This window comes from Cronobacter universalis NCTC 9529 (assembly GCF_001277175.1).
In the GTDB taxonomy this organism is placed as follows: domain Bacteria; phylum Pseudomonadota; class Gammaproteobacteria; order Enterobacterales; family Enterobacteriaceae; genus Cronobacter; species Cronobacter universalis.
In genome coordinates this window covers 2,575,364-2,588,265 of the sequence record NZ_CP012257.1, presented here as the reverse complement: position 1 = coordinate 2,588,265, position 12,902 = coordinate 2,575,364, and the positions used below count along the sequence as shown (strand labels likewise).

Genomic DNA, 12,902 nt, shown 5'->3' with positions numbered 1-12,902 from the left:
ATATCACACTTCCAACATTCATAACGATGATAAGTCGCATTATGTTACATAAAAATACGCTTCTTTGCGCTGCACTCAGTGCAGCAATCCTGGGCGGCGCAGCCACCAGCGCGCAGGCCGCCGTAGTCGCTTCGCTTAAGCCGGTGGGCTTTATCGCCGCCGCTATCGCTGATGGCGTCACGCCTACCGAAGTCCTGCTGCCGGACGGGGCGTCAGAGCATGATTACGCGCTGCGCCCTTCCGATGTTAAACGCTTACAGAAAGCGGATTTAGTGGTCTGGATCGGTCCTGACATGGAAGCCTTTATGGATAAATCCGTGAAGGCGCTGCCGGCACAAAAAAATCTGGCGCTGGCCGAACTCGCTTCTGTAAAACCGCTGCTGATGAAAGGCGCTGATGATGACGATGACGAGCATGAAGATCACGCTCATCATGGCGCAGAAAGTGACGAACATCACCATCATGGCGATTATAACATGCACATCTGGCTGTCGCCGGAAATCGCCCGGGCGTCGGCGGTTGCAATCCACGAAAAATTAGTGGAACTTATGCCGCAAAGCAAAGCCAAACTGGACGCCAACCTCCAGCGCTTCGAGGCCGAACTGGCCCGGACAGACAAACAGGTGGCGAACGAGCTGGCACCGCTGAAAGGGAAAGGATACTTCGTTTTTCATGACGCTTACGGCTATTACGAAAAACATTACGGCCTGACATCGCTCGGCCATTTTACCGTGAATCCCGAAATCCAGCCTGGTGCGCAGCGTTTACATGAAATAAGAACAGAGTTGGTTGAGCAAAAGGCCGAATGCGTTTTTGCTGAGCCACAGTTCAGGCCAGCGGTGATTGAAGCCGTTGCCAGGGGCACGAAAGTTCGAATGGGAACGCTCGACCCGCTGGGAACGTCTGTCAGCCTGGGTAAGGACAGCTACATGCAGTTCCTGACTCAGTTATCTAACCAATATGCCAGCTGCCTGAAAGGAGATTAACGAGGAAGTGGATACGTGCAACAGATAGCCCGCTCTGTCGCCCTGGCATTTAACAACCTGCCACGACCCCATCGCGTTATGCTGGGGTCTCTTACAGTTCTCACACTCGCGGTCGCCGTCTGGCGGCCGTACATTTACCACCCCGAATCCGAATCGGCGCCTGTCGTTAAAACCATCGAGCTGCGTAAGAGCGAGATCCGCTCTCTGCTGCCGGAGGCGAGCGAGCCTATCGATCAGGCAGCACCAGAAGATGACGAAGCTATCCCGCAGGATGAGCTTGACGATAAAACCGCCGGCGAAGCCGGGGTGCATGAATATGTGGTCTCCACCGGCGATACCTTAAGCAGCGTGCTGAACCAGTACGGTATCGACATGGGGGACATCAGCCAGCTCGCGTCGGTCGATAAAGACCTGCGTAATCTTAAAATCGGTCAACAGATCTCCTGGACGCTTACCGACAGCGGCGAATTGCAGCGCCTGACCTGGGAGATGTCGCGCCGCGAAACCCGCACTTATGACCGCACGCCTGCCGGCGGCTTTAAAATGAGCAGCGAAGTCCAGCAGGGTGACTGGGTCAATAACGTGATTAAAGGCACCGTCGGCGGCAGCTTCGTCGCCAGCGCCAAAGAGGCGGGGCTCACCAGCGCGGAAATCAGCGCAGTCATCAAAGCGATGCAGTGGCAGATGGATTTCCGTAAGCTGAAAAAAGGCGACGAGTTCTCGGTGCTGATGTCGCGCGAGATGCTGGACGGCAAGCGTGAACAGAGCCAGTTGCTCGGCGTTCGCCTGCGTTCTTCCGGTAAAGATTACTACGCCATCCGCGCAGAAGACGGCAAATTCTACGACCGCAACGGCTCCGGGCTTGCCAAAGGCTTCCTGCGCTTCCCGACGTCGCGTCAGTTCCGCGTCTCCTCTAACTTTAACCCGCGTCGTCTGAACCCGGTAACGGGGCGCGTGGCGCCGCATAAAGGCGTCGATTTCGCGATGCCGCAGGGCACGCCGGTACTGGCGGTGGGCGATGGCGAAGTGGTGATGGCGAAACGTAGCGGGGCGGCGGGCTATTATGTCGCTATCCGTCACGGCCGCACCTATACCACCCGCTATATGCACCTGAAAAAGCTGCTGGTAAAACCGGGCCAGAAAGTGAAACGCGGCGATCGCATCGCGCTTTCCGGCAACACCGGGCGTTCCACAGGCCCCCACCTGCACTATGAAATCTGGATCAACCAGCAGGCCGTTAACCCGCTGACCGCCAAACTGCCGCGCTCCGAAGGCCTCGCAGGCTCCGATCGCCGCGATTACCTGGCGCAGGTTAAAGAAGTGGTGCCGCAACTGACGCTTGATTAAAAGCGCGGCAATTAACAGCCGGCGCCACCGTGCGCCGGCTTTTTATTTTGTCTGGCGGCCTTCGCGCCGCTAAACTCCTTCATTATTTTCTCTTTTGATTACCTGGCTCTGGCCTGAGAACCGTCATGGACACTAAAAAAACAAAAAGTGAATACATTCCTGAATTCGAGCGCGCGTTCCTGCACCCGCGCTACTGGGGCTCCTGGCTTGGGATTGGCGCCTGCGCGGCGCTGGCCCTGACGCCGCCGTCTTTTCGCGATCCGCTGCTCGGTAAAATCGGGCGGCTGGCCGGTAAGTTTGGCAAGAGCGCCCGCCGTCGCGCGCGTATCAACCTGTTCTACTGCTTCCCGGAGCTTACCGAGGCGCAGCGCGAAGCGATTATCGACAATATGTTCGCCACGGCGCCGCAGTCGATGGTCTTTATGGCCGAGCTGGCGCTGCGTGGCCCGGAAAAGGTGCTCAGCCGCGTCGACTGGCACGGCGAAGCCATTCTTAACGAGATGCTGGACAGTAAAGAGAGCGTGATCCTCCTCGTCCCGCACGGCTGGGGCGTGGATATTCCGGCGATGCTGCTGGCCTCGCGCGGCGTGCATGTCGCGGCGATGTTCCATCATCAGGGCAACCGGCTGCTGGATTATGTCTGGAATAAAGTCCGCCTGCGTTTTGGCGGTCGCCTGCATGCCCGCCAGGACGGTATCAAGCCGTTTATCAAATCGGTACGCGATGGTTTCTGGGGTTATTACCTGCCGGATGAAGATCACGGGCCGGAGCAGAGCGAATTTGTCGATTTCTTCGCGACCTATAAAGCGACGCTGCCTGCGGTGGGCCGCCTGATGAAAGTCTGCCGCGCGCGCGTGATCCCGCTCTTCCCGGTCTATAATGCCGAAACACACCGTCTGGACGTGCTGGTGCGCCCGCCGATGGATGATCTGATGGACGCCGATGACGTGACGCTGGCGCGCCGCATGAATGAAGAGGTCGAGTACTTCGTCGGCCCGCATCCGGAGCAGTACGCCTGGATCCTCAAGCTCCTGAAAACGCGTAAAGACGGCGAGACCGAGCCTTACCGCCGCAAGGATCTCTACCCGAAATAAAAAAGCCGCTCAGGGCGAGCGGCTTACGCATCACGAAAAGGGGCGCTGGCCCCTTTTTTTATGGGGTTTACTCGACGGTCAGCACGCGCGTGGTGTTGGTGCTGCCGGTGGTACCCATCATATCGCCCTGGGTGACGATAACCAGATCGCCGGTCACCAGATAACCTTTGTCACGCAGCAGGTTGACGGCATCCTGCGCCGCCGCCACGCCGTCGTTGGCGCTGTCGAAATAGACGGGCGTCACGCCGCGGTAAAGCGCGGTGAGGTTCAGGGTGCGCTCATGGCGGGACATCGCGAAAATCGGCAGGCCGGAGCTGATACGGGAGGTCATCAGCGCGGTGCGGCCCGATTCGGTCATGGTGATAATCGCGCTCACGCCTTTCAGATGGTTGGCGGCGTACATGGCCGACATCGCAATCGCCTCTTCAACGTTATCGAATTCAACATCGAGGCGGTGCTTGGACACGTTGATGCTCGGGATTTTCTCCGCGCCGAGGCAGACGCGCGCCATCGCTGAAACGGTTTCTGCCGGGTACTGGCCCGCGGCGGTTTCCGCCGACAGCATCACGGCGTCGGTGCCGTCCAGCACGGCGTTCGCCACGTCCATCACTTCCGCGCGGGTCGGCATCGGGTTGGTTATCATCGACTCCATCATCTGGGTCGCGGTGATGACGGCACGATTCAGCTTACGGGCACGACGAATGAGGGTTTTCTGGATGCCGACCAGCTCCGGGTCGCCGATTTCAACGCCCAGATCGCCGCGCGCGACCATCACCACGTCAGACGCCAGAATGATGTCGTCCATCGCTTCGTTGCTGCATACCGCTTCGGCGCGCTCGACTTTGGCGCAAATTTTCGCGTCGCAGCCCGCGTCGCGCGCCAGGCGGCGAGCGTAGTTAAGATCTTCGCCGCAGCGCGGGAAGGAGACGGCCAGATAATCCACGCCGATTTTCGCCGCGGTGATAATGTCCGCTTTGTCTTTTTCAGTCAGCGCCTCAGCGGAAAGACCGCCGCCCAGCTTGTTAATGCCCTTGTTGTTCGACAGCGGGCCGCCCACGGTGACTTCGGTAAACACTTTCATGCCCTGAACATCCAGCACCTTCAGCTGCACGCGGCCGTCGTCCAGCAGCAGGATATCGCCCGGCACCACGTCCGCCGGCAGGCCTTTGTAGTCGATACCGACTTTCTCTTTGTCGCCTTCGCCTTTGCCGAGGTTGGCGTCGAGCAGGAATTTATCGCCAATGTTGAGGAAAACTTTGCCTTCTTTAAAGGTAGAGACGCGAATTTTCGGTCCCTGAAGGTCGCCAAGGATAGCGACGTGACGTCCCAGTTTGGCCGCGATCTCGCGGACTTTATCAGCGCGAAGCTGATGATCTTCCGGCGTCCCGTGCGAGAAGTTCATACGTACTACGTTCGCGCCGGCGGCGATAATTTTTTCCAGGTTATTATCGCGGTCGGTAGCCGGGCCTAACGTGGTAACGATTTTGGTTCTGCGAAGCCGTCTGGACATGTATTACTCCGTTGACTGAAACAACTTTGGTGTTGCGTGAACATAAATTCGGCACGGTGGCCTGTTTCGAATAGAGACACAAACCATAACCGAATGGCTTTGTAAGTTACAACTTTGTTATAAAAATGCTTACTGGTCGTCAGAAACCAGTAAGCTCTTATCAAAACGCGATTCCTTGAGCGCTTCTTTGACTCGCTTCAAGTTATCCCGGAATTTTGCCCCGCGCCGCAGCGTAAACCCGGTCGCCAGCACATCAATGACGGTCAGCTGCGCAAGCCGTGAGACCATCGGCATATAGATGTCGGTATCTTCCGGCACGTCCAGCAGCAGGGCGAGGCTCGCCTCGCGGGCGAGCGGTGAACCGCGCGAGGTGATCGCCAGCACCAGCGCGTCGTTGTCACGGGCAAGACGCGCCAGCTCCACCAGGCTTTTGGTGCGCCCGGTGTGCGAAATCAGCACTACCACGTCATCGGCTCCGCCGTTCATGCAGCTCATGCGCTGAACCACAATATCTTCTGAATAGACGACAGGGACGTTAAAACGGAAGAATTTATTCATAGCGTCATGCGCCACGGCTGCCGACGAGCCGAGACCGAAAAACGCGATTTTCTTCGCCTGAGTGAGCATATCCACGGCCCGGTTCACCGTCGCCATATCGAGCGACTGGCGGACGTGATCGAGACTCGCCATCGCCGATTCGAAAATTTTCGTGGTATAGGCTTCGACGCTGTCATCTTCATCGACATTGCGATTTACATAGGGCGTGCCGTTGGCGAGACTCTGGGCGAGATGCAGTTTGAAATCGGGAAAGCCTTTGGTCTCAAGGCTCCGGCAGAAGCGGTTGACGGTCGGCTCGCTGACGCCCGCTTCGCTTGCAAGCGTCGCGATGCTCGAATGAATGGCCTGTGAAGGGGATTCCAGAATCACTTCAGCGACTTTGCGTTCAGATTTACTCAGATGTTCCAGTTGCGACTGGATCTTTTCCAGCATGTTCATTGCTAACATGAGACCCGCAGAAAGAGCCATTTCACACGATTGGGAAACGACGATTAGTTTTATCAAGAATATACTCCTGATAGTACAGTCGCGGACGGGCGTCGAAAGACAATGTTGTTGTTTTTTTTCATAACATGATCGCGGTCTGATTTTGTTATGGCGACGGTGGCGTGAAAAGCGCCAGCCGGGCGCGACAGCCTGATTTCGCAGCATTCTCCGCGGCGCATGGCGCTTTAGTGACCGACGCCAGACGCTTAGGAGTATCCTGAAAGACCTAAAAGCAGTAGAGTGCACTGTAAGAAAATTACAATGATGACCTGTCCCGACAGGGATTCCGAAACGAGGAGAAAGACATGGCGGTAACGCAAACAGCGCAGGCGTGCGACTTAGTGATTTTCGGCGCCAAAGGCGATCTGGCGCGCCGAAAACTGTTGCCTTCCCTGTATCAGCTGGAAAAAGCGGGCCAAATCCATCCGGATACCCGCATTCTGGGGGTAGGCCGCGCGGACTGGGATAAAGAAGCCTATACCAAAGTCGTCCGTGAAGCGCTTGAAACCTTCATGAAAGAGAAAATCGACGAAGCCCTGTGGGATACTCTCAGCGGCCGCCTCGATTTCTGTAATCTGGACGTCAATGACACCGCCGCGTTTACTCGTCTCGGCAAAATGCTGGATCAGAAAAACCGCGTCACTATCAACTATTTCGCGATGCCGCCAAGCACCTTTGGCGCGATTTGCGAAGGCCTCGGGGCGGCGAAGCTTAACGCCAAACCCGCGCGTGTGGTGATGGAAAAACCGCTCGGCACTTCGCTTGAAACCTCCCGCGAGATCAACGATCAGGTGGGTAAATTCTTCGAAGAGTGCCAGGTCTACCGTATTGACCACTACCTCGGTAAAGAGACGGTGCTGAACCTGCTGGCGCTGCGTTTTGCGAACTCGCTATTCGTCAATAACTGGGACAACCGCACTATCGACCATGTGGAAATCACCGTGGCCGAAGAAGTGGGCATCGAAGGCCGCTGGGGCTATTTCGATCAGGCGGGCCAGATGCGCGACATGATCCAGAACCACCTGCTGCAAATTCTCTGCATGATTGCGATGTCTCCGCCGTCTGATCTGACCGCCGACAGCATTCGCGACGAAAAAGTGAAAGTGCTGCGCTCGCTGCGCCGTATCGACCGCTCTAACGTGCGTGAGAAAACCGTTCGCGGCCAGTACACCGCCGGTTTCGCCCAGGGCAAAAAAGTGCCGGGCTATCTGGAAGAAGAGGGCGCCAACAAGACCAGCCATACGGAAACCTTCGTCGCTATCCGCGTCGATATCGACAACTGGCGCTGGGCGGGCGTGCCATTCTACCTGCGTACCGGCAAACGTCTGCCGACCAAATGCTCTGAAGTGGTGGTCTATTTCAAAACGCCGGAGCTGAACCTGTTTAAAGACTCCTGGCAGGATCTGCCGCAGAACAAGCTGACTATCCGTCTGCAGCCGGACGAAGGCGTGGATATCCAGGTGCTGAACAAAGTGCCGGGGCTGGATCACAAGCACAACCTGCAAACCACCAAGCTGGATCTGAGTTATTCGGAAACCTTTAACGAAAGCCACCTTGCCGATGCCTACGAGCGTCTACTGCTGGAAACCATGCGCGGCATCCAGGCGCTGTTCGTGCGCCGTGATGAAGTGGAAGAAGCCTGGAAGTGGGTCGACTCCATCACCGAAGCCTGGGCGGCGGACAACGACGCGCCGAAACCGTATCAGGCCGGCACATGGGGCCCTGTCGCCTCGGTGGCGATGATTACCCGTGACGGCCGTTCCTGGAACGAGTTCGAGTAATCGACCGGTACGGAGGAGTGTTGCTTTACCGGTAACATGATCCCGAACAGGTGTTGTGTAAAAAATTCTTTTTTAAAGCCCCGTCTGGATTCACCAGCGGGGCTTTTTTCATTACACTGGCTGAAGCGATTTTGCTCTTGTGAGGCGCGGCTGGCGCGTGTACGTGCTAACCTCGTGGTATTGCGCAACGCCTGAAAAGGCGGCCTCAGGCAGAAATAACAGAGAGGACTTTTTATGCATCCTGAATTGTTACGGGTAACAAAACGTATTACCGAACGCTCCCGCGCCACGCGCGAAGCTTACCTTGCGCGCATCGAAGCGGCGAAAAGCCAGACCGTGCATCGCGCCAGCCTCGCCTGCGGCAATCTGGCCCACGGCTTCGCCGCCTGCCAGCCGGATGACAAAGCGGCGCTGAAAAGCATGCTGCGTAACAATATCGGCATCATTACCTCCTATAACGACATGCTCTCCGCGCATCAGCCTTACGAAAACTACCCGCAGCAGATCCGCGAGGCGCTGCACAGCGTCGGCGCGGTGGCGCAGGTCGCAGGCGGCGTGCCCGCCATGTGCGACGGCGTGACGCAGGGGCAGGACGGTATGGAGCTGTCGCTGCTGAGCCGCGAAGTGATCGCCATGTCGGCGGCGGTGGGGCTGTCGCACAACATGTTCGACGGCGCGCTCTATCTGGGCGTGTGCGATAAAATCGTGCCGGGGCTGGTGATGGCGGCGCTCTCTTTCGGGCATCTGCCCGCCGTGTTTATCCCGTCGGGGCCGATGTCGAGCGGCCTGCCGAACAAAGAGAAAGTGCGCATTCGCCAGCTTTACGCCGAAGGCAAAGTGGATCGCGCGGCGCTGCTGGAATCCGAAGCCGCGTCTTATCATGAGCCCGGCACCTGCACGTTCTACGGCACCGCTAACACCAACCAGATGGTCATTGAATTTATGGGGATGCAGCTGCCAGGCTCCTCCTTTGTTCACCCGGACGCGCCGCTGCGCCGCGCGCTGACCGCCGCGGCCGCGCGCCAGGTGACGCGCCTCACCGGCAACGGCAACGACTGGATGCCGCTTGGCAAACTGGTGGATGAGAAAGTGGTGGTCAATGGTATCGTGGCGCTGCTCGCCACCGGCGGCTCCACCAACCACACGATGCATCTGGTGGCGATGGCGCGCGCGGCGGGCATTATCATCAACTGGGATGATTTCTCCGAGATCTCCCAGGCCGTGCCGCTGCTGGCGCGTCTCTACCCGAACGGCCCGGCGGATATCAACCACTTCCAGGCCGCGGGCGGCGTACCGGTGCTGATGCGCGAGCTGCTGAAAGGCGGGTTGCTGCATGAAGATGTCAACACCGTGGCCGGTTTTGGTCTTGCGCGCTACACCCAAGAGCCGTGGCTCGATAACGGCGAACTCGCCTGGCGCGACGGGGCGCAGGCTTCGCTGGATAACGCTATCATCGCCACCATCGATAAACCGTTCTCTAAACATGGCGGCACCAAAGTGCTGAGCGGCAATCTGGGCCGCGCGGTGATGAAAACCTCTGCCGTGCCGGTGGAAAACCAGGTCGTGGAAGCGCCCGCCGTGGTCTTCGAAAGTCAGCACGACGTCTTGCCTGCCTTTGAGGCCGGGCGGCTGGACCGCGACTGCGTGATAGTCGTGCGCCATCAGGGGCCGAAAGCGAACGGGATGCCAGAATTACATAAACTTATGCCGCCGCTTGGTGTATTATTGGACCGCTGTTTCAAAATCGCATTGGTCACGGACGGTCGCCTTTCCGGCGCGTCGGGGAAAGTGCCTTCGGCCATTCATGTGACGCCCGAAGCATACGACGGCGGGCTGCTCGCGAAAGTGCGCGACGGCGATATCATTCGCGTCAACGGACAGACCGGCGAACTGACGCTGCTGGTGGATGACGCCGAACTGGCGCGGCGCGAGCCTTACCACCCGGATCTCAGCGCCCAGCGCGTGGGAACGGGGCGCGAGCTGTTCGGTGCGCTGCGTGAAAAACTGTCCGGGGCGGAGCAGGGCGCGACCTGCATCGACTTTTAACTATCAGGTGCGCAGGCGCGCGCCACACTCTTTAAAAATGGCGGGAGAGATCCACAGATGAAAAACTGGAAAACGAGTGCCGAACAGATCCTGAAAAGCGGTCCGGTTGTGCCGGTGATTGTGATTAACAAACTGGAGCACGCGGTCCCGATGGCGAAAGCGCTGCTGGCAGGCGGCGTGCGCGTGCTGGAAGTGACCCTGCGCACCCCGTGCGCGCTGGACGCTATCCGCGCTATCGCCAACGAAGTGCCGGACGCCATCATTGGCGCGGGCACCGTGCTGAACGCGCAGCAGCTCAAAGACGTCACCGAGGCCGGCGCGCAGTTCGCCATCAGCCCGGGCCTCACCGAGCCGCTGCTGAAGGCCGCGACCGAAGGCACTATTCCGTTGATCCCGGGCATCAGCACCGTTTCCGAACTGATGCTGGGCATGGATTACGGCCTGAAAGAGTTCAAATTCTTCCCGGCGGAAGCCAATGGCGGCACCAAAGCGTTGCAGGCTATCGCCGGCCCGTTCTCCCAGGTGCGTTTCTGCCCGACCGGCGGCATCTCGCCTGCCAACTACCGCGACTACCTGGCGCTGAAAAGCGTGCTGTGCATCGGCGGCTCCTGGCTGGTGCCGGCGGACGCGATGGAAGCGGGCGACTGGGATCGTATTACCAAACTTGCCCGCGAAGCGGTGGAAGGCGCGCAGTAACTTTTTACGCGACCTGAAATGCAGCGCGCCGCCTTCACGGGCGGCGCGTTTTTTTATCCTTTAACGATCACGGCGGCGGCGGAGGCCTTCGCGCGCGCGATGGCGTCATCGACCGTCTCGCCTGTCGCGAGCGCCACGCCGAGGCGGCGTGAACCGTCGATTTCCGGCTTGCCGAAAAGGCGCAGTTGCAGACCGGCGCCCAGCGCCCCGGAGAGTTCGCCAAACTTCACGTCATCACTTTTCAGCGTCGGCAGGATCACCGCCGAGGCGGCTGGGCCGTACTGGCGAATGCCGCCGACCGGCAGGCCGAGAAACGCGCGTACGTGCAGCGCGAACTCTGAGAGATCCTGAGAGATAAGCGTCACCATCCCGGTATCGTGCGGGCGCGGCGACACTTCACTGAATATCACCTCGTCGCCGCAGACAAACAGCTCTACGCCGAACAGACCGTAACCGCCGAGCGCCTCTACCACCTTTTGCGCAATCTCCTGCGCGCGCGCGAGCGCCACATCACTCATCTGTTGCGGCTGCCAGGATTCGCGGTAATCGCCATCTTCCTGGCGATGGCCTATCGGCGCGCAGAAATGCACGCCGTCAACGGCGCTGATGGTCAGTAAGGTAATCTCAAAATCGAACTGCACCACGCCTTCAACGATGACTTTGCCCGCCCCTGCGCGTCCGCCCTGTTGCGCGTACCGCCAGGCACCGTCCAGCATCTCTTCGCTGCGAATAAAGCTCTGGCCCTTGCCGGAGGAGCTCATGACGGGTTTGACGATGCACGGCAGGCCGATTTCCTCCACCGCTTCACGAAATTCCGCTTCGTTTTCGGCGAAGCGATACGCGGAGGTCGGCAGGCCAAGCTCTTCGGCGGCGAGGCGGCGAATACCTTCTCGGTTCATGGTGAGACGCGCGGCGCGCGCGGTGGGCACCACGCGCTGGCCCTGCTGTTCAAGCTCGACAAGCGCGTCGGTCGCGATGGCTTCAATCTCCGGCACGATGAAATCCGGCATCTCCTGCGCCACCAGTTTTTTCAGCGCCGCGCCGTCGAGCATATTGATAACGTGGCTGCGGTGCGCCACCTGCATGGCGGGCGCATCGGCGTAGCGATCGACGGCGATGACCTCAATGCCCAGACGCTGGCATTCAAGCGCCACTTCTTTTCCGAGCTCTCCTGAGCCGAGCAGCATTACGCGGGTTGCTGACGGGCGCAGTGCGGTTCCTAACATAGCCATAGCGATATTCCTGCTGTGTGAAATTCTGGCGGCAGTATATACGAAAACGTTTGCTTTGCGCATCGCGCGCTGTTTGCATTTCGATTCGCACAGGTTTATACTGTATATAAATACAGTAACGGGAGTTGCATCATGGCGGTAGAAATTAAATACGTCGTTATCCGTGAGGGTGTGGAAAAAATGTCATTTGCCAGTAAGAAGGAAGCCGACGCCTGGGACAAAATGCTGGACTTAGCCGAAGCCCTGGAAGGCTGGCTGGGCCAGGCGCCTGTCGGTTTCGCGGAAGGTCAGGTCGAACAGCTGGCGCTGTGGATGGCGGAGCAGAAAGACAACCTCAGCACCATCGTGCGCACCGGTCGTCTGCCGCAGGAGACCAGCGAGCAGACTGACAGCGCGGCAGAGGCTGTCCCGGAAGAGACGGCTGAAGATGAAGAGGGCGCCGTCGCGCTGCACAGCGCGCGTAAACGCACGAAAGCGGCCTGATAGCCTTCTCCCTGTGCCGCTGGCGGGTTTACCTGGCCAGCGGCGCGGTTTTCAGTTACGCCGCGATTTTGCGCACCGGTGACGCGCCCTGCGCCTGCTGAACGCAGTGGCTGTTGCCACGCGCGTATTCTTCTCTGTTATCTTTGTCCGCTGTCCGCTGTCCGCTGTCCGCTGTCCGCTGTCCGCTGTCCGCTGTCCGCTGTCCGCTGTCCGCTTTTAAATTATTCCCTCTGTTTTATCCCCTCATCTTGTTGGGGTTCCCTTGCGCTTCGCTGTTTTTGTACCAGACTTTTTTCATCCCCCGTCTTCGGAGAAGTACGATGAAAAAATTCGCAGGAGCCCTGATTTCTTTTGCATTACTCACCGCGGCAAACGCCGCGCACGCTGACGATCCGCGCCAGGTGCATTTCCCTAAATGTGAAGGCATGACGGCGGAAGGCATCGCAGCGAGCGTCAAGCGCGACTACCTGCAAAACCGCATTGTGAAGTGGGCGGACGATCAGAAAACGTTAGGGCAGGCCGATCCGGTCGCCTGGATCAACAGCAAAGAGATCGTCGGCAAAGACGATAAATGGACAGTGCCGCTGACCGTGCGCGGTAAAAACACCGACATTCACTATAAAGTGATGGTCGACTGCGTCAAAGGCGAGGCGCATTACCAGCACTGATCCTCTGCGGCCCTG

The 12,902-nt window shown here is 58.6% G+C and carries 11 protein-coding genes; 8 read left to right on the top strand and 3 right to left on the bottom strand.

The genetic code is table 11. The features are described from left to right. Positions 1 to 41: 41 nt before the first annotated feature. The 3 genes from znuA to lpxM all read left to right on the top strand — a co-directional run bounded on the left by znuA (position 42) and on the right by lpxM (position 3,427). Positions 42 to 986, top strand: coding sequence for a zinc ABC transporter substrate-binding protein ZnuA (znuA, locus tag AFK65_RS11930; protein WP_007698942.1), 945 nt, complete (start codon positions 42 to 44; stop codon positions 984 to 986). 15 nt (positions 987 to 1,001) lie between these two features. Continuing rightward, entirely contained in the window at positions 1,002 to 2,333 is a 1,332-nt protein-coding gene (gene mepM, locus AFK65_RS11925) for a murein DD-endopeptidase MepM (protein WP_007698929.1), read from the top strand. A 125-nt stretch (positions 2,334 to 2,458) separates the two neighbouring features. Further along, complete coding sequence (gene lpxM, locus AFK65_RS11920) at positions 2,459 to 3,427, top strand: lauroyl-Kdo(2)-lipid IV(A) myristoyltransferase (RefSeq protein ID WP_007698926.1); 969 nt, start codon at positions 2,459 to 2,461, stop codon at positions 3,425 to 3,427. A 67-nt stretch (positions 3,428 to 3,494) separates the two neighbouring features. Here the strand turns inward: lpxM and pyk are convergent, their stop codons facing one another. Both pyk and AFK65_RS11910 read right to left on the bottom strand, forming a co-directional pair. Continuing rightward, positions 3,495 to 4,937, bottom strand: a complete 1,443-nt coding sequence (gene pyk, locus AFK65_RS11915) for a pyruvate kinase (protein WP_038856921.1) — start codon at positions 4,935 to 4,937, stop codon at positions 3,495 to 3,497. A gap of 129 nt (positions 4,938 to 5,066) precedes the next feature. Further along, positions 5,067 to 5,933, bottom strand: a complete 867-nt coding sequence (locus tag AFK65_RS11910) for a MurR/RpiR family transcriptional regulator (RefSeq protein ID WP_007698921.1) — start codon at positions 5,931 to 5,933, stop codon at positions 5,067 to 5,069. A gap of 353 nt (positions 5,934 to 6,286) precedes the next feature. Here AFK65_RS11910 and zwf point away from each other — a divergent pair, with 353 nt between their 5' ends. The 3 genes from zwf (at position 6,287) to AFK65_RS11895 (ending at position 10,504) form a co-directional block, all read left to right on the top strand. Beyond that, positions 6,287 to 7,762: a glucose-6-phosphate dehydrogenase gene (gene zwf / locus AFK65_RS11905; protein WP_007698918.1), complete on the top strand. Its 1,476-nt coding sequence runs from the start codon at positions 6,287 to 6,289 to the stop codon at positions 7,760 to 7,762. Between the two features lie 234 nt (positions 7,763 to 7,996). Beyond that, entirely contained in the window at positions 7,997 to 9,808 is a 1,812-nt protein-coding gene (gene edd, locus AFK65_RS11900) for a phosphogluconate dehydratase (protein ID WP_038856924.1), read from the top strand. Between the two features lie 57 nt (positions 9,809 to 9,865). Then, complete coding sequence (locus tag AFK65_RS11895; protein ID WP_007698899.1) at positions 9,866 to 10,504, top strand: bifunctional 4-hydroxy-2-oxoglutarate aldolase/2-dehydro-3-deoxy-phosphogluconate aldolase; 639 nt, start codon at positions 9,866 to 9,868, stop codon at positions 10,502 to 10,504. Between the two features lie 53 nt (positions 10,505 to 10,557). On the opposite strand, the gene purT is transcribed toward AFK65_RS11895, so the two are convergent. Then, positions 10,558 to 11,736, bottom strand: coding sequence for a formate-dependent phosphoribosylglycinamide formyltransferase (gene purT, locus AFK65_RS11890; protein ID WP_038856925.1), 1,179 nt, complete (start codon positions 11,734 to 11,736; stop codon positions 10,558 to 10,560). A gap of 132 nt (positions 11,737 to 11,868) precedes the next feature. Here purT and AFK65_RS11885 point away from each other — a divergent pair, with 132 nt between their 5' ends. Further along, positions 11,869 to 12,219, top strand: a complete 351-nt coding sequence (locus AFK65_RS11885) for a YebG family protein (RefSeq protein WP_007698897.1) — start codon at positions 11,869 to 11,871, stop codon at positions 12,217 to 12,219. Positions 12,220 to 12,539: 320 nt separating this feature from the next. Continuing rightward, positions 12,540 to 12,887, top strand: a complete 348-nt coding sequence (yebF, locus tag AFK65_RS11880) for a protein YebF (protein WP_007698894.1) — start codon at positions 12,540 to 12,542, stop codon at positions 12,885 to 12,887. The last annotated feature ends 15 nt before the right edge of the window (positions 12,888 to 12,902 follow it).